General features: G+C 69.7%; 13 protein-coding genes and 1 pseudogene. 8 read left to right on the forward strand and 6 right to left on the reverse strand.

Translation table 11 applies throughout. The annotated features are described in order from the left end of the window. Window positions 1-4: 4 nt before the first annotated feature. The gene (gene asnB, locus MTAB308_RS28155; RefSeq protein ID WP_077104180.1) at window positions 5-1,984 is read right to left on the reverse strand and encodes an asparagine synthase (glutamine-hydrolyzing); all 1,980 of its coding nucleotides are present in this window, start codon (window positions 1,982-1,984) and stop codon (window positions 5-7) included. A 133-nt stretch (window positions 1,985-2,117) separates the two neighbouring features. Here asnB and ctaC point away from each other — a divergent pair, with 133 nt between their 5' ends. The 4 genes from ctaC to MTAB308_RS28175 all read left to right on the forward strand — a co-directional run bounded on the left by ctaC (window position 2,118) and on the right by MTAB308_RS28175 (window position 5,231). Continuing rightward, complete coding sequence (gene ctaC / locus MTAB308_RS28160) at window positions 2,118-3,218, forward strand: aa3-type cytochrome oxidase subunit II (protein ID WP_077104182.1); 1,101 nt, start codon at window positions 2,118-2,120, stop codon at window positions 3,216-3,218. A 9-nt stretch (window positions 3,219-3,227) separates the two neighbouring features. Then, the gene (locus tag MTAB308_RS28165; RefSeq protein ID WP_077104184.1) at window positions 3,228-3,647 is read left to right on the forward strand and encodes a cytochrome c oxidase subunit 4; all 420 of its coding nucleotides are present in this window, start codon (window positions 3,228-3,230) and stop codon (window positions 3,645-3,647) included. A gap of 181 nt (window positions 3,648-3,828) precedes the next feature. Then, a complete protein-coding gene (locus MTAB308_RS28170; protein WP_077104186.1) occupies window positions 3,829-4,587 on the forward strand; it encodes an MmpS family transport accessory protein in 759 nt (252 codons plus the stop codon). Beyond that, entirely contained in the window at window positions 4,587-5,231 is a 645-nt protein-coding gene (locus MTAB308_RS28175) for a DUF2561 family protein (protein WP_077104188.1), read from the forward strand. The genes MTAB308_RS28170 and MTAB308_RS28175 overlap by 1 nt, the downstream gene beginning before the upstream one ends. 93 nt (window positions 5,232-5,324) lie before the next feature. Here MTAB308_RS28175 and qcrB read toward each other — a convergent pair whose 3' ends face one another. The 4 genes from qcrB to ctaE are packed head-to-tail and all read right to left on the reverse strand — an operon-like array spanning window position 5,325 to window position 9,722. Next, entirely contained in the window at window positions 5,325-7,013 is a 1,689-nt protein-coding gene (gene qcrB, locus MTAB308_RS28180) for a cytochrome bc1 complex cytochrome b subunit (RefSeq protein WP_077104910.1), read from the reverse strand. Then, window positions 7,010-8,218: a cytochrome bc1 complex Rieske iron-sulfur subunit gene (gene qcrA / locus MTAB308_RS28185; protein ID WP_077104190.1), complete on the reverse strand. Its 1,209-nt coding sequence runs from the start codon at window positions 8,216-8,218 to the stop codon at window positions 7,010-7,012. Before qcrA ends, qcrB begins: the two co-directional genes overlap by 4 nt. Next, window positions 8,215-9,081 (reverse strand): cytochrome bc1 complex diheme cytochrome c subunit, encoded by an 867-nt coding sequence (qcrC, locus tag MTAB308_RS28190; protein WP_077104193.1) that lies wholly within the window; start codon window positions 9,079-9,081, stop codon window positions 8,215-8,217. The genes qcrA and qcrC overlap by 4 nt, the downstream gene beginning before the upstream one ends. 29 nt (window positions 9,082-9,110) lie before the next feature. Beyond that, complete coding sequence (ctaE, locus tag MTAB308_RS28195) at window positions 9,111-9,722, reverse strand: aa3-type cytochrome oxidase subunit III (RefSeq protein ID WP_066937831.1); 612 nt, start codon at window positions 9,720-9,722, stop codon at window positions 9,111-9,113. A gap of 148 nt (window positions 9,723-9,870) precedes the next feature. Between ctaE and trpD the strand changes: the two genes are divergently transcribed. Then, window positions 9,871-10,962: an anthranilate phosphoribosyltransferase gene (gene trpD, locus MTAB308_RS28200; protein ID WP_077104195.1), complete on the forward strand. Its 1,092-nt coding sequence runs from the start codon at window positions 9,871-9,873 to the stop codon at window positions 10,960-10,962. Here trpD and MTAB308_RS28205 read toward each other — a convergent pair. Next, window positions 10,900-12,771: pseudogene (locus MTAB308_RS28205) on the reverse strand (DEDD exonuclease domain-containing protein); the annotation flags it as partial. The gene trpD and the pseudogene MTAB308_RS28205 sit on opposite strands and share 63 nt — an antisense overlap. Before the next feature lie 153 nt (window positions 12,772-12,924). Between MTAB308_RS28205 and MTAB308_RS28210 the strand changes: the two are divergent. The 3 genes from MTAB308_RS28210 (at window position 12,925) to MTAB308_RS28220 (ending at window position 15,390) form a co-directional block, all read left to right on the forward strand. Next, window positions 12,925-13,170, forward strand: coding sequence for a hypothetical protein (locus MTAB308_RS28210; protein WP_077104197.1), 246 nt, complete (start codon window positions 12,925-12,927; stop codon window positions 13,168-13,170). 194 nt (window positions 13,171-13,364) lie between these two features. Next, window positions 13,365-14,513 (forward strand): peptidoglycan hydrolase RipC, encoded by a 1,149-nt coding sequence (gene ripC, locus MTAB308_RS28215; RefSeq protein WP_077104912.1) that lies wholly within the window; start codon window positions 13,365-13,367, stop codon window positions 14,511-14,513. Between the two features lie 34 nt (window positions 14,514-14,547). Then, window positions 14,548-15,390: a hypothetical protein gene (locus MTAB308_RS28220; RefSeq protein ID WP_245831573.1), complete on the forward strand. Its 843-nt coding sequence runs from the start codon at window positions 14,548-14,550 to the stop codon at window positions 15,388-15,390. The last annotated feature ends 9 nt before the right edge of the window (window positions 15,391-15,399 follow it).

The raw sequence follows: 15,399 nt of genomic DNA on the forward strand, positions 1-15,399 counted from the left end.
CGCGTTAGAGCTGGACCGGGTATACGGGCTCGCTGATCTGCGGCACCACGGTGTGCTCGACGAAGATCGCGTGCCAGAGCATGAAAATGAGCACCGTCCACAGCCGGCGGCTGTGATCGCTTGCGCCGCTTCGGTGCTCGTCGAGCATCCGGCGCACCGCGCCCCGGTCGACCAGATGATCGGCCTGCGACGCGTCCACCAACGCGTAGGCCCAGTCCAGCAGTTCGCCCGCGCGCAGCCAATGCCGGATCGGCACCGGGAAGCCGAGCTTGGGCCGGTGCAGCACGTGCGCGGGAACGATCGGCTCCAGCGCGCGCCGCAGCGCGTACTTGGTGGTGGTGCGCGTGATCTTGGCCTCGACCGGCAGCCGGGAGGCGACGGCGAACACCTCGGGATCCAGGAACGGAACCCGCAGCTCCAGCGAGTTGGCCATCGTCATCTTGTCGGCCTTGACCAGGATGTCACCGCGCAGCCAGGTGAACAGGTCGACGTGCTGCATGCGGGCCACCGGGTCCCAGCCGGCCGACTCGGCGTACACGGATGCGGTCACGTCGGTGTGGGTCCAGTCGTCGCGGAAACCGGGCAACACGTCACGCAACTGGGCGTCGGAGAAACTGCGCGCGTTGCCGTAGTAGCGCTCCTCGAGGGTCAGCGATCCGCGGTGCAGCAGGCTCTTGCCGCGCATGCCGTCGGGCAGCGGCTTGGACACCCTGCCCATCGACCGCCGCAGCGGCCGCGGCAGATAGTCGAAGGGCTTGAGCGACAACGGCTCCCGGTAAATGGTGTAGCCGCCGAACAGTTCGTCGGCGCCTTCGCCGGACAACACCACCTTGACGTGCTTGCGGGCCTCGCGGGCGACGAAGAACAGCGGCACCAGCGCGGGGTCGGCGACCGGCTCGTCGAGGTACCAGACGATCTCGGGCAGGGCGGCGACGAATTCGTCCGGGCTGACGACTTTGGCGATGTGGCGGGCACCGATCGCCTCCGCCGAGGCGACCGCGACGTCGATCTCGGAGAACCCCTCCCGCTCGAAGCCGGTGGTGAACGTGATCAGCCTGGGGTTGTGCCGGATGGCCAGCGCCGCGATCGCGGTGGAGTCGATGCCACCGGACAGGAACGCGCCCACGGTGACGTCGGCGCGCATGTGCTTGGCCACCGAGTCCTCCAGCACCGCGGTGATCTCGTCGTAGCGGGCCTGTTCGGTGTCGCCGGTGATCGGCGTGGCGGCGAAGCGCGGCACGAAGTACCGGCTGATCTGCGGCGCCGTCCCGGGCCGGATGCGGGCGTAGCAGCCCGACTCCAGCCGGCGCACCCCGCGGTGCAGGGTTTCGGGCTCCGGCACGTACTGCAGGACCGTGTAGTGCTGCACCGCGCGCTCATCGATGCCGGTGTCGAACCCGATCAGGTCGGCCAGGTCCATCAGGCATTTCTTCTCGCTGGCCATCGCGGTGCCGCCGGTGCCGACGGCCATGAAGAGCGGCTTGATGCCGAACGGATCACGGGCGCAGAACAATTCGCGGGTGACGGTGTCCCACAGCGCGAACGCGAACATGCCCCGCAGCCGGGTCAACACGTCGGTGCCCCAGTGGTGGTAGCCGGCGACGATGGCCTCGCCGTCGCCGTCGGTGGCGAACGCGGCGCCGTGCTCGGTCGCCAGTTCGTCGCGCAGCTCGAGGTAGTTGTAGATCTCGCCGTTGAACACCAGCACGTAGCGGTCGGGCGCCTCCGGCGGCCCCCACCGTAGCGGCTGATGCGAATGCGCGATGTCGATGAACGACAGCCGGTTGAAGCCGAACACGACGGCCCCGTCGCCGTCTGGGTCAAACAAACCGCCCGGCTCGTCCGGTCCGCGGTGGCGCATGAGGCGCAGCGCGCGGGAGATGGCGCCGTCGGCTCTGGCGGCGGCCGACACGTCTACCACATCTGCGGCCCTCGGGCCGCCGGGATCGGCCGGGGCCGCGACGAACGCCAGCAGACCACACACGGCGCCCCAGTATGCCGCACTTGACCGCCGCCTGTGGCGCCGCACACCCCTGACGGGTCGGGGTTTCGTCGCCGGGGTAAGCGGCGTGGTCTACGCTGCGTAGTATTCGATGTCCGAGCATGGAGGCGCCAACGTGACACCTCGCGAGCAGGTCCGTTCGCAACGCTTGTCGCAGGCCAGGTTCCAGCGCCGATCCGGGGGAGCCCACCGGGGTCTGTCCCGTCGTTTGCGGCCGTTGGCGCTGGCCGTGACGCTGGGCGTGCTGGCGGTCACCCTGAGCGGATGCAGCTGGTCGGAGGCGATCGGGATGGGCTGGCCGGAAGGCATCACCCCGGAGGCCCACCTCAACCGGGAGCTGTGGGTCGGAGCGGTGATCGCCTCCCTGGTGGTCGGGGTGATCGTGTGGGGGCTCATCTTCTGGTCGTCCGCGTTTCACCGCAAGAAGGCCACCGACACCGAGCTGCCCCGGCAGTTCGGCTACAACATGCCCCTTGAGCTGGTGCTCACCGTGACGCCGTTCCTCATCATCTCGGTGCTGTTCTACTTCACCGTGGTGGTCCAGGAGAAGATGCTGCACCTGGCCAAGGACCCCGAGGTCGTGATCGACGTCACCTCCTTCCAGTGGAACTGGAAGTTCGGTTATCAGCGCGTCAACTTCAAGGACGGCACGCTGACCTACGAGGGCGCCGATGCCGCGCGCAAGGCCGCGATGGTCTCCAAGCCGGAGGGCAAGGACGCCCACGGCGAGGAGCGCGTCGGCGCGGTGCGGGGGCTCAACCCCCAGGACCGGACCTACTTGAACTACGACAAGGTCGAGATCCTGGGCACCGCCACCGAGATTCCGGTGCTGGTGCTGCCGGCCGGCAAGCGCATCGAATTCCAGTTGGCGTCCGCGGACGTCGTGCACACCTTCTGGGTGCCGGAATTCCTGTTCAAGCGCGACGTGATGCCCAACCCCCAGGCCAACAACTCCGTCAACGTGTTCCAGGTCGACGAGATCACCAAGACCGGCGCCTTCGTCGGGCACTGCGCCGAGTTCTGCGGCACCTACCACTCGATGATGAACTTCGAGGTTCGGGTGGTGGCGCCCAACGACTTCAAGGCCTATCTGCAGCAGCGGATCGCGGGGAAGTCCAACGCCGAGGCGCTGCAGGCCATCGCGCAGTCGCCGCTGGCGGTGACCACCCACCCGTTCGATACCCGCCGCGGCGAATCGGCACAAGCCAGTAGGTGAGGACGCGAAATGCACATCGAAGCGAGGCTGTTCGAATTCATCGCCGTCTTTTTCCTGGCGGCGGCCGTGCTCTACGGCGTGCTGACGGCGCTGTACGCCACCGGCGGTGAGGAGTGGGCGGGTACCACCGCCCTGGCGCTGACCGGTGGCCTGGCGTCGATCACGGCGACCTTCTTCCGGTTCGTCGCGCGCCGGCTGGACACCCGGCCCGAGGACTACGAGGGCGCCGAGATCAGCGACGGCGCAGGGGAATTGGGGTTCTACGCCCCGCACAGCTGGTGGCCGATCCTGATCGCGCTGGCGGGCGCGGTGGCCGCGACCGGTATCGCGCTGTGGCTGCCGTGGCTGATCGTTGCCGGGGTGGTATTCGTCCTTGCTACGTCGGCGGGATTGGTCTTCGAGTACTACATGGGACCCGAGAAACACTGATTTGCGACTCAAAGGTCACAATCAGGGCATCAGTTGATCAGTGGCCCGTTTGCCAAGACATCCCCCTCTATTCGGTTCGGTAGGGTTTGCCCAGGCATATGAGAAACTCCCAAGCGCGCGCGCAACGAGGCATTCGCGGAGCCCCGCGCGCTGGTGAAGCAGTTGAACAGGGCAGGCAACTATGAGCGGGCCGAATCCCCCGGAAACCGAACCTGGCGAACCGGACTCCGGCGACGAACTGGGACACGAGGCGGTCGAATCCCATGAGGGACCCGTCGACGACAGCGCGGGGATCGCGGCGGCGGATCAGACCGGCCAGACGGACGCGTACTCGCGGGCCTATTCGGCCCCCGAGTCCGAGCATTTCCTCAGCGGCCCCTACCTGCCGGCCGACCTGAGGCTCTACGACTACGACAGCTACGACGAGTCGGCCGACCCGGACGACGAACACCGCGCCCCGCGCTGGCCGTGGGTGGTGGGCATCGCCGCCATCGTGGCCGCGATCGCGTTGGTGGTTTCGGTGTCGCTGCTCGTCACGCGCGCCGACACGAACAAGCTGGCCAACCCCGCCACCACAACCACCCCGTCGGCGCCGCCGCCGCAGGACGAGATAACCCCGGCCACCTCGACGGCGGCCGCGCCGCCTCCGCCGACGACAACACCGGCCGGGCCGCGGCAGGTGACCTATTCGGTGACCGGCACCAAGGCGCCGGGTGACATCATCTCGGTCACCTACGTCGACGCGTCCGGGCGCTCCCGCACCCAGCACAACGTGTACATCCCGTGGTCGATGACCGTGACGCCGATCTCCACCTCCGACGTCGGCTCGGTCCAGGCCTCCAGCCTCTTCCGGGTCAGCCGGCTCAATTGCTCGATCACCACCAGCGACGGAACGGTGCTGTCGTCGAACAACAGCGACTCGCCGCAGACGAGCTGCTGATGGTCAGCAGATACTCGGCTTACCGGCGTGGCTCCGACACCATCCCGCCCGACGTCATCGATCGCCTCCTGCTGGGCGCCTGCGCGGCCGTCTGGCTGGTGTTGTTGGGCGTCAGCGTGGCCGCCGCCGTCGCGCTGGCCGACCTGGGTCGGGGCTTCCACAAGACGGCCGGCGGCTCGCACACCCCGTGGGTGTTGTACGCGGTCATCATTGTCTCCGCGCTGATCATCGCCGGGGCGATCCCGGTGCTGGTGCGGGCCCGTCGCATGGGCCTGATCGAGCCGGCAACCCGGCCGGGGGCGGGGCCGGCGCGCGCCCCGCAGCGGCCCCCGGTGCGCCTCATGGCCCCCGCGCCGCGCACCGCGGCCGAGCGGGCGCGCCAGCCGAGGATGCAGTCGGCGGAGCCGGCGACGCAGTGGTCCGGCACCGTGGTGGATCGGGTCTGGTTGCGCGGCACGGCCATCCTGACGGGCACGCTCGGCGCGGCTCTGATCGCGGCCGCGACCGCGACGTACCTGATGGCCGTCGGTGACGACGGCCCGTCGTGGGCGGTCTACGCGGTGGCCGGGGTCGTCACCGGGGCCATGCCGGTGGTGGAGTGGCTGCACATCCGCCAGCTACGCGGCCTGGCAGACTCGCGCTAGCCGGGCGGGCCCGCGACACATAAACCTCTGCGACGACACGCCGAAACGCGCCGCAAGGGTTGATGTCTCGCGGCGCGCTCGGTTCAGTGCGGTCTAGTGCTCGCCGTGCTCGCCGTTCGGGGAGCCGACGACGCTCTCCTGGTGCTCGCGCAGCGCGGTCAGCGCGCGCTGCTCGGAGGAGTGCGCCGCCTCGCGCAGCGCGGCATCCTCGGACGCGGGGTCGGCACGCAGGAAGCTGCCGCTACCCGGCGAGCCGGCCGAGCCCAGCTTGTTCATGCGCTTGGGCAACGCCGCGCCCTGGTACTCGAGCGGGATCGGGTGCCCGTGGTCGTCGACGGGCCCGAGCGGCTGGTGCAGCTCGATGTACGCGCCGTGCGGCAGCCGCTTGATGATGCCCGTCTCGATGCCGTGCTCGAGCACCTCGCGGTCGCTGCGCTGCAGCCCGATGCACCACCGGTAGGTGATGAAGTAGACGAACGGCGGAAGGATCACCATCCCGATGCGCCCGATCCACGTCGTCGCGTTCAGCGAGATGTGGAACTTGAACGCGATGATGTCGTTCATCGCCGCCAGGGTCAGCACCATGTAGAAGGAGATCGCCATCGCGCCGATCGAGGTGCGCACCGGCACGTCGCGCGGCCTCTGCAGCAAATTGTGGTGTGCGTAGTCGCCGGAGAACCGCTTCTCCAGGAACGGGTAGATGATCAGCAGGATGAAGATCAGGCCCATCAGCAGCGCGACCCAGACCGGGGCCGGAATGGTGTGGTGCCAGAAGTAGAACTCCCACGGCGGCCAGATACGGGCCAGACCCTCGGTCCACATCATGTAGAAGTCGGGCTGTGAGCCCGCCGAGACGTGAGATGGCTTGTAGGGGCCCAGGTTCCAGATCGGGTTGATCTGCAGCAGCCCGCCCATCAGGCCGAGCACTCCGACGATCGCCGCGAAGAACGCGCCGGACTTGACGGCGAAAATCGGCATCACCCGCACGCCGACCACGTTGTGCTCGGTGCGGCCGGGGCCGGGGAACTGGGTGTGCTTCTGAAACCACACGAACGCCAGGTGCAGCCCGATCAGCGCCAGGATGATCCCGGGCAACAGCAGGATGTGCAGGGCGTACATGCGCGGGATGATGGCGCCCACCGTCGCGCATTCGTTGCCGATGCCACCGCACGGGAAGTCGCCGCCGAACAGCGCCCAGTGCAGCCACGTGCCGATCACGGGCATCCCCAACGTGATCGAGGACAGGGCGGCACGCAGCCCGATGCCGGACAGCAGGTCGTCGGGCAGCGAGTAGCCGAAGTAGCCCTCGAACATGGCGAGGATCAGCAGCAGCGACCCGATCACCCAGTTCGCCTCGCGGGGCCGCCGGAACGCGCCGGTGAAAAAGATGCGCGCCAGGTGCACCATGATCGACGCGGCGAAAAGCAAAGCGGCCCAGTGGTGAACCTGCCGGACGAACAGCCCGCCGCGCACCTCGAACGAGATGTCGAGGGTCGAGGCGAAGGCCTTGGACATGTCGACGCCGCGCAGCGGTTGGTACGCGCCGTTGTAGGTGACCTCGGCCATGGACGGGTCGAAGAACAGCGTCAGATACACGCCGGTGAGCAGCAGCACGATGAAGCTGTACATCGCGATCTCGCCGAGTAGGAACGACCAGTGCGTCGGAAACACCTTGTTGAGCTGCCTGCGCACCGCCGCCGACGGGTGGTAGCGCGTGTCGATGTCCTCGCCCTGGCGGGCCAGGATGTCACCGATCTTCGGGGGACTCAGTTTGGGGCTCATGTCGTCGTCCTCTCCCAAAATGCCGGTCCGACGGGCTCGATGAAGTCACCGTTGGCGACCAGGTACCCGTTGGAGTCGATCGTGATCGGCAGTTGCGCCAGCGCGCGCGCCGCCGGGCCGAAGATCGGCTTGGCGAAGTGCAGGGCGTCGAACTGCGACTGGTGGCAGGGGCACAAGATCCGGTAGGTCTGCTGTTCGTACAGCGACGCCGGACAACCCAGGTGCGAGCACACCTTCGTGTAGGCGAAGAACTCGCCCCAGTTGAAGCTCTCCTGGCCCTGGCGCTTGACCATCCGTGACATGTCGGACGGCCGGATCCGGATGAGCATTACGGGGTTGCGGACGCCCTGGTTGATCGCGCGGAGCTTTTCCTGCGATTCCGGGGTGGTGCCGTCCCCGTCGGACTCCCGCCACGGAAAGACGGTCTCCATGCCGCCGGCGTCGAGGTCCTCGGGGCGCATCTTGATGAACGGTGACGCGCCGGCGGAGCCGGTGGCGCGCGCCAGGAAGATGGTCTCGCCCTTGTAGCGCGGGGTCCACCCGGAGGTCCACAGCACGGCCTTCTTGCCGTCGGCGGTGGGCACGACGGGCTTCCACGGGTTCTTGATCAGGCCGCCGGCGAACGCCACCAGGGTCGACAGCCCGAACGCGCCGAGCCCCACGCCCAGTGACAGGCCGACCAGCTTGCGCCGCCCTACCGTCGAACCCTGATACGCGTCGGCCAGGTTGGCCACCACCGTCTTGCGGTCGATCTCGCGCGAGGCGCCGTCATGGCGCTCCTGGATCGAAAGCTCTTCGGGGATAAACCTTTTCTGGTACAGGATCGCGCCGATCGCGATGCACAGGATCGACATTCCGAAGGTCAGGCCGTACAGCGGTGTGGCCAGCGTGTAGAGCAGGCTGCCTGGGGCGTCCTTGGGCTTGTACTCCCACGGCCAGAACAAGAAGATCAGCAGCAGCGCGACCCCGAAGAAGCCCCCCAGCAAAAGCCATCGGGCCACCGAGCGCTCGGCGCGCTTCTCGGCTTTGGTGCCCTCGATCGGCCAGCGCGGCTCCTTGAAGACGGTCTCGACGCCGTCGATCCTGCCGCCCAGGGCCACCAGTTCCTCTTGCGACATCGCGGCCAGCGCGGCGTCGCTGGGCTCGTGGGGTGCCCCCGGTCCGCCCTTGTCGGTGTCGGAGCCGCGCGGGTGTTCGTCGCTCATGATGCTCGCGCCCCAATCCACAGTGCCAGCCCGATGGCGGCGACCATCCCGATGATCCAGGCGGCCATGCCCTCGGGTGCGGGTCCGAAGCCACCGAGGCCGTAGCCGCCCGGCTGCCGCTCCTCGGAGACGGTTTTCACGTAGTCGATGATGTCCTTCTTGGCGTCGAAGGACAGCTGGCGGTCGGAGAACTTCGGCATGCTCTCCGGGCCGGTCAGCATCGCGGTGAGGATCTGCTGTTCGTTGGCTCCGCCCAGGTCGGGCGCGTACTTACCCGACGACAGGGCACCGCCCTTCCCGGTGAAGTTGTGGCACGAGGAGCAGTTGAGCCGGAACAGGTCGCCGCCGCGGCCCGGGTCATCGCCGCGCAGCGAGCGCATCGCCAGGCTGCCGTCGGGGTTGCGGACCACCGTGGGCCCGCCGCCGTTGGCCTGCACGTAGGCGCCGATCGCGTCGATCTGGGCTTCGTCGAAGATCGGCTCCTTGCGGGGGGCCTGGGCGGCGCCGGCCATCACCGGCATACGGCCGGTGGACACCTGGAAGTAGACGGCCGCCTCGCCGACGCCGATCAGGCTGGGCCCACGGTCCGGGACGCCCTGCAGGTTGGCGCCGTGGCAGGACACGCAGGACGTGTCGAACAGTTGCTTGCCGTTGCGCAGCAGCGCCGACCCCGACTCGTCGGCGACGGCCACCTGCGGGGCGGGGGTGAGGACCGCCGCCACCCCTCCCGACAAGGTCAGCGCGATCAGCAGCAGCAGCCCGCCCGACAGGCGGCGCCGCAGCCGACGTCGCGAGCGATCGCTCTGTGCTTTTCGCGGCTTGGTCCGCCGCGCACCGATTCGGGTAGACCCCAGTTTCTTCAACCGAGCACTCCTGTCCGTCTAGCGCCGGCTCATCGGATGAAATAGATCACGGTGAACAGCGCGATCCACACGATGTCGACGAAATGCCAGTAGTAGGAGACGACGATGCTGGCCGTTGCCTGCGCGGGCGTGAACTTGCTCATCGCGGTGCGGGCCAGCAGGAATATGAAGGCGATCAGCCCGCCGGTGACGTGCAGGCCGTGGAAACCGGTGGCCAGGTAGAACACCGTGCCGTAGGCGCTGCCCGGGATCGTGGTTCCGTGCGACATCAGGTGGTAGTACTCGTAGGCCTGGCCGAGGACGAAGAACAGGCCCATCAGGAACGTGATCACGTACCAGCGGCGCAGCCCGAAGACGTCGCCGCGCTCGGCGGCGAACACGCCCATTTGGCAGGTGAAAGACGACGCGATCAGCACCAGCGTCACCGGAACCGCCTGGTACAGGTTCAGCTCGGTCGGCGGTGGCGGCCACTTGCCGCCCGCCTGAGCGCGCGCGGTGAAATACATCGCGAACAGGCCAGCAAAGAACATGAGTTCGCTGGACAGCCACACTATGGTGCCGACAGCGACCATGTTCGGCCGGTTCAGCGAATGCACTCGCGACGTGATCGCAGTACCCGAGGTCCCCACAGCGCTGGTCACATCCGCAAGTATGACGCTTTGTAGTTGTCGAACTCTACCCGGGTCCGAAATTTCGGTGATCGGCGTTTTGCCCGCCGCCACCGGGCCCGCAGGGGCGCGCCTGTGGCAACGGTTGGGGGGCGGCTGATCCTCGTGGGACCATCGGCGCGTGCCCGCGTCACCTGAAGCCTTCCCGCCCGGGGGCGCCCCCGGGGAGGCGCCGTCGTGGCCGCAGGTCCTCGGCCGCCTGACGGGCGGTCACGAACTGGTGCGGGGCCAGGCCGCCTGGGCCATGGACGAGGTCATGTCCGGCGCGGCGAGCCCGGCCCAGATCGCCGCCTTCGCGGTGGCGATGACGATGAAGGTGCCCACGGCGGGCGAGGTGAGCGAGCTGGCCGACGTCATGCTGCGCCACGCCCGCCCGATGCCGGCCGGCGCGGTCCCCGCGGACGCCGTCGACATCGTCGGCACCGGGGGCGACGGCGCCAACACGGTCAACCTGTCCACCATGGCGTCGATCGTGGTGGCCGCGGCGGGGGTGCCGGTGGTCAAGCATGGCAACCGGGCGGCCTCGTCGCTGTCCGGGGGAGCCGACACGCTCGAGGCGCTCGGCGTGCGCATCGACCTGGAGCCCGACCAAATCGCGCGAAGCCTCGCCGAGATCGGGATCGGGTTCTGCTTCGCGCCGCTGTTCCACCCGTCGTATCGGCACGCGTCCGCGATGCGCCGCGAGATCGGCGTGCCCACGGTGTTCAATCTACTTGGGCCGCTTACCAATCCGGCGCGCCCCCGGGCGGGTTTGATCGGCTGCGCGTTCGCCGACCTCGCCGAGGTGATGGCCGGGGTGTTCGCGGCCCGCCGGTCCAGCGTGCTCGTCGTGCACGGCGACGACGGGCTCGACGAGCTGACCACCACGACCACCAGCACGATCTGGCGCGTGCAGGCCGGCACCGTGGACCGGCTGACGTTCGATCCGGCCGGGTTCGGGTTCGCCCGCGCCGAGCTGCACGAGCTGCTGGGCGGCGACGCGCAGGCCAACGCGGCGGAGGCGCGCGCGGTGCTGGCCGGCGCGAAGGGCCCGGTCCGCGATGCCGTCGTGCTCAACGCCGCCGGGGCGATCGTCGCGCACGCCGGGCTATCCAGCCGCGCTGAATGGCTGCCCGCCTGGGAGGACGGGTTGCGACGGGCCGGCGCCGCCATCGACTCGGGGGCGGCCGAACAGCTGCTCGCGCGATGGGTGCGGTTCGGCCAGCAGGCCTGAGTCCCCGCCCCGCGGGGCACGTGCCGGATCCTGCTGCCAGGCCAACCGCGCCGAACGCGCCGACGCCGCCCACGCCGACCACGGGCCGGCCGACCCCAGCGGTGAGGCCCATCCCTCGTCGGTCTCGGCGGTGACGCGCACGACGCGCACCCCGGGGCTGGCCAGCCATCGCGCGATGAGCGCGGTCTCCTCGACGAGCGCGCCGCCGAGCGGGGCCGCCGTTCGCAGGATCGCCTGTGCGCCAGCGTGAATGGCGTCGATCACCGGCATCGGGGGAACCCCCCGCTTGGCGGTGCCGGCCGCGGCGAGCTGGCCGTAGCGGATCACGGCGAGGTGGTAGCCGCCCCGGCCGTCGGGGCCGTCCGGCGCGGCGGCGATCAGCTCGGGCAGCGACGCCAGCGCTCGCAGCCGCTGGCCGCGCCACAGCGTCTCGATGGCGGTGGCGGTGCGGTCGCGCTGGCGCGCGGCGCTCTCGAAGTGACGTTGCTCGGCAAGCGAGGCGACGTGGCGCACGGCGGCTGCCAGGGCGGCGTTGTCCAACCCCTCGATCAGCGCCGCGACCTGCGCCACGGCCGCGGCGTATTGGGTGGCGCTGACGCCTCGGGCGGCCGGGCAGGGGGACACCTCGACCTCCGGGCAGGCCGGCCCGTGCAGGGCTGACCGGCCGAGCCGCGCCGTGCAGGTGCGCAGCCCGGTGAACCGCGCCAGCAGCGCCGCGGTGTCGGTGGCGTCGGTGCGCGACTGGAACGGGCCGACGGCGCGGTCGTGCCGCGGCGCCCGGATCGCCGCGAGCCGCGGGAACGCCTCGTCGGTGAGCGCCAGCCACCACCACCGTTGCGGGAAGCGCGACCGCCGGTTGTAGGGCGGGGCGTGCGCGGCCAGCAGGCGCAGCTCCCGCACCCCCGCCTCCAGCGCGTGCGCGCATTCGACGTGGTCGACCGCGCCGGCCAGCGCGACCATCTCCTTCATCCGGCCGCGGGGGTCCGCGCCGGTGAAGTACTGGCCCACCCGGCGGCGCAGGTCGACGGCGGTCCCGATGTAGAGCACTTCACCCGTCGGCCCGCGGAACAGGTAGACGCCTGGACGGTGTGGAAGGCCTTCTGCGAGAACACGTTTGCGGCGCTGGGCCGGAGTCACGTCGGGCAGGTAGGAGCGTAGGTCGGCGTAGGTGTGCACGCCCTGGTTGCCGACTCGCTCGATGAGCGCGTGCAGCACGTCGACGGTGGCGCGGGCGTCGTCGAGGGCGCGGTGGGTCGGTTGGGCGGCCGCCGCGAACAGTCGCGCCAGGGCGGCGAGCCGGACGCTGGGGGCCTCCTCGCGGCTGAGCACCCGGCGGGCCAGGCGGACCGTGCACAGGACCTGGGGGCGTGGCCAGGGGAGGTCGCATCGCTGCGCGGCGGCCCGCAGGAAACCCACGTCGAACCCGGCGTTGTGGGCGACCAGCACCGCCCCATGGTCCAAGCCGGCGAACTCGAAGAACATCGGCAACACGGCGTCGATGGTCGGGGCGTCGCACACCATCGCCGTGGTGATGCCGGTGAGCTGCACAATCTGGGGCGGGATGCTGCGCTGCGGGTCGACGAGGGTGGCGAACTCGCCGAGCACGACGCCGCCGCGGACCTTGACCGCCCCGATCTCGGTGATGGCGTCGCACGGCGCACCCTCGGCGTCCTTGGTGCGCCCGCCGGTGGTTTCCAGGTCCACCACGACGAAAGTGGTGTCGCGCAAGGGGGTTTCGTCGATCGGGGCCGCGGCCGGGTCCCAGCGCGGTCCCAAGTCGGCGAAACTCAGCTGAGTCGCACCACTCATGGCCGAGACGTTAGGCACAAACACCGACAGCGGCCGGGTTCCCACGCCGGGCCGTCGGGGGCGGATCGATCCCGGATTGTTGTCGGTGGCCCCGGTTAGCGTGCGGGATACGCGCGAACTTCCGCGTGCGGATGACCGAGAGGACGGCCCCAGATGGCATACGGCAGCGGCAAGGGTGAACCGGCGCCCGGTCCGGACGCACCGGTGGTGATCGACTGCGACGAGTGCGCGGTGCGCGGCCCGGGCTGCCGCGACTGCGTGGTCAGCGTGCTGCTCGGGGTTCCCGAGACCCTGCTGCGGGACGAACGGGCCGCGCTCGAAGTGCTCGCCGACGCCGGGCTGGCCCCGAGGCTGCGGTTGGTGCCGATTCGTCGCGACCGTGGGGCCGGTGTAGCCTAATTGCCTTGTGCGCCAAAACCGCTCGAACGTCTTAGAGGATTGCCATCATTCACAAAGTAATGACAGAAATCTTCCCGATTTCTTAACGACCCGGTTTGGACAAACGTCGATATCGTTCCGTAACCTGTTTGAGACCTAAACTAGTCCGACGGCGCTCCGGCAGTGCCAGTCCAGGCCGTTTAAGGATGCAAATTTTGAGGCTCGACTCTATGTACCCCTGTGCGCGTGTCATCACACGTTCTGCCCTCGGTACGTTAGCGGGCTTGATCGTCTTCACGGGGGTTTTTGCCGCGAATTCCGTGGCCGATCCGGCCGAGGACGCGCTGGCCAAACTGAACCAGCTGTCCCGCCAGGCCGAACAGACCACCGAGGCGATGCACAGCGCGCAGCTTGACCTGAACCAGAAGCTGGCGATCCAGCAGGCGGCGGAAAAGAAGCACGCCGACGACCAGGCCGCGGTGGATTCGGCGAAGGCGCGCCTGGCCGCCTTCCAGGGCGCGGTGAACAAGCTCGCCGCGGCCGAATACATGGGGGGTCGCGTCGACGGCATGGAGGCGATGCTCACCGCCGGATCGCCGCAGGGCCTGATCGACAAGCTGGCCGTGCAGCGGCTGATGGCGACGCAGATGCGCACCCAGATGGCGAGCTACCGGATCGCCGGTGCGCAGGCCGCCGAGGCCGAGCGGGCGTCCGCCAAGTCGGCGGCCGACGCCAAGAGCGCGGCCGAGCAGGCCGCGGCGGTCCGGGCCAGCCTGCAGTCCAAGCAGAGCCAGCTGCAGGTCCAGATCGCGGTCGTCAAATCCCAGTACGTGTCCCTCACGCCGCAGCAGCGCACCGCGCTCGCCGACCCCGGGCAGGTCCCGGCGGCCGCACCCGGCGCGCCGGCCCCGGACGCGGTGCCGCCGCCCGGCGGGCCGGCGCCCGCTGACGCGCCGCCACCCGCCGGCATGATGCCCGGGATGCCGGGGATGCAGCCCCCGGGCGGCGTGGGCGGCGGTGACCGCGCGACCGTTGTGCAGGCGGCATTGACCCAGGTCGGGTCGTCCTACGTGTGGGGCGGCGCATCACCCGGCGCGTTCGACTGCTCCGGTTTGGTGATGTGGGCGTTCCAGCAGGCCGGGATTTCGCTGCCGCACTCCAGCCAGGCGCAAGCGCAGGGCGGTCAGCCGGTGGCGCTGTCGGACCTGCAGCCCGGCGACGTGGTGACGTTCTACAACGACGCGTCGCACAGCGGCATCTATGTCGGCGACGGCATGGTGATCCATTCCTCCACCTACGGCGTGCCGGTGCGGGTGGTGCCGATGGGCGCCGCAGGCCCGATCCACGACGCCCGTCGCTACTGAGCACCTCGGCCGGCGGCGCCGGGACCTGCCGATCCTGCTGGCGTGGGTATTCGCCCTCGAGCTGATCGTGGCGGCGGCCGTGCCGTTCGGCGCGGGCGACGCCAAGGCGAGGCACGCCCAGGTCGTCACCCCAGCGCCCAGCCCGGCCAGGGCCACGACGAGGTCGCTGGTCGTCGGTGACCGCACCGTGCGGCTGGTGGGACTGGGCGGTGCCATCACCGACCGGTTGCTGACCCGGGTGGCGTCCGACATCGGCGGCGCGATCGCCGCGGTGACGGCGTTCTGGGGCGCTGATTGGCCGCGCGACATCTCGATCCTGGCCACCGGCTCGCAGGAACAGTTCCGGGCCGCCGCCGGCGGGGGACCGCCATCGCAGTGGGTCGACATCGCGGCCGTGACGGTGGCCGACCGCGTCGATCCCGCGCACCGGGCGGCGTTCGGACAACGGATCGTGTTCGCGCCAGGGGCCGCCACCATGAACGACGGCGCGCTACGAATTGTGTTGACGCACGAGCTTTTTCACTACGCGGCGCGCGCCGACACCGCCGCCGACGCGCCCCACTGGATCACCGAGGGGGTCGCCGACTTCGTCGCCCGGCCGCAGCCCCCGGTGCCCGCCGATGCGCTGCCGGTGCCGCTCACGCTGCCGACCGACAACGACCTGGACGCGCCGGGGCCGCAGCGCTCGCTGGCCTACGACCGCGCATGGTGGTTCGCCCGCTTCGTCGCCGACACCTACGGGATCCCGAAGTTGCACGACCTGTACCTGGCCACCTGCGGTGTCGGGCACGCCGACGTGCCCACCGCCGTCCACGACGTCCTCGGCACCGACACGGCCGGGCTGCTGGTGCACTGGTACCAATGGCCGCCCCGCTAGCCTGACGCA

Origin of the sequence: Mycobacterium terramassiliense (genome assembly GCF_900157385.1) — a bacterium.
GTDB classification, from domain to species: Bacteria; Actinomycetota; Actinomycetes; order Mycobacteriales; family Mycobacteriaceae; genus Mycobacterium; species Mycobacterium terramassiliense.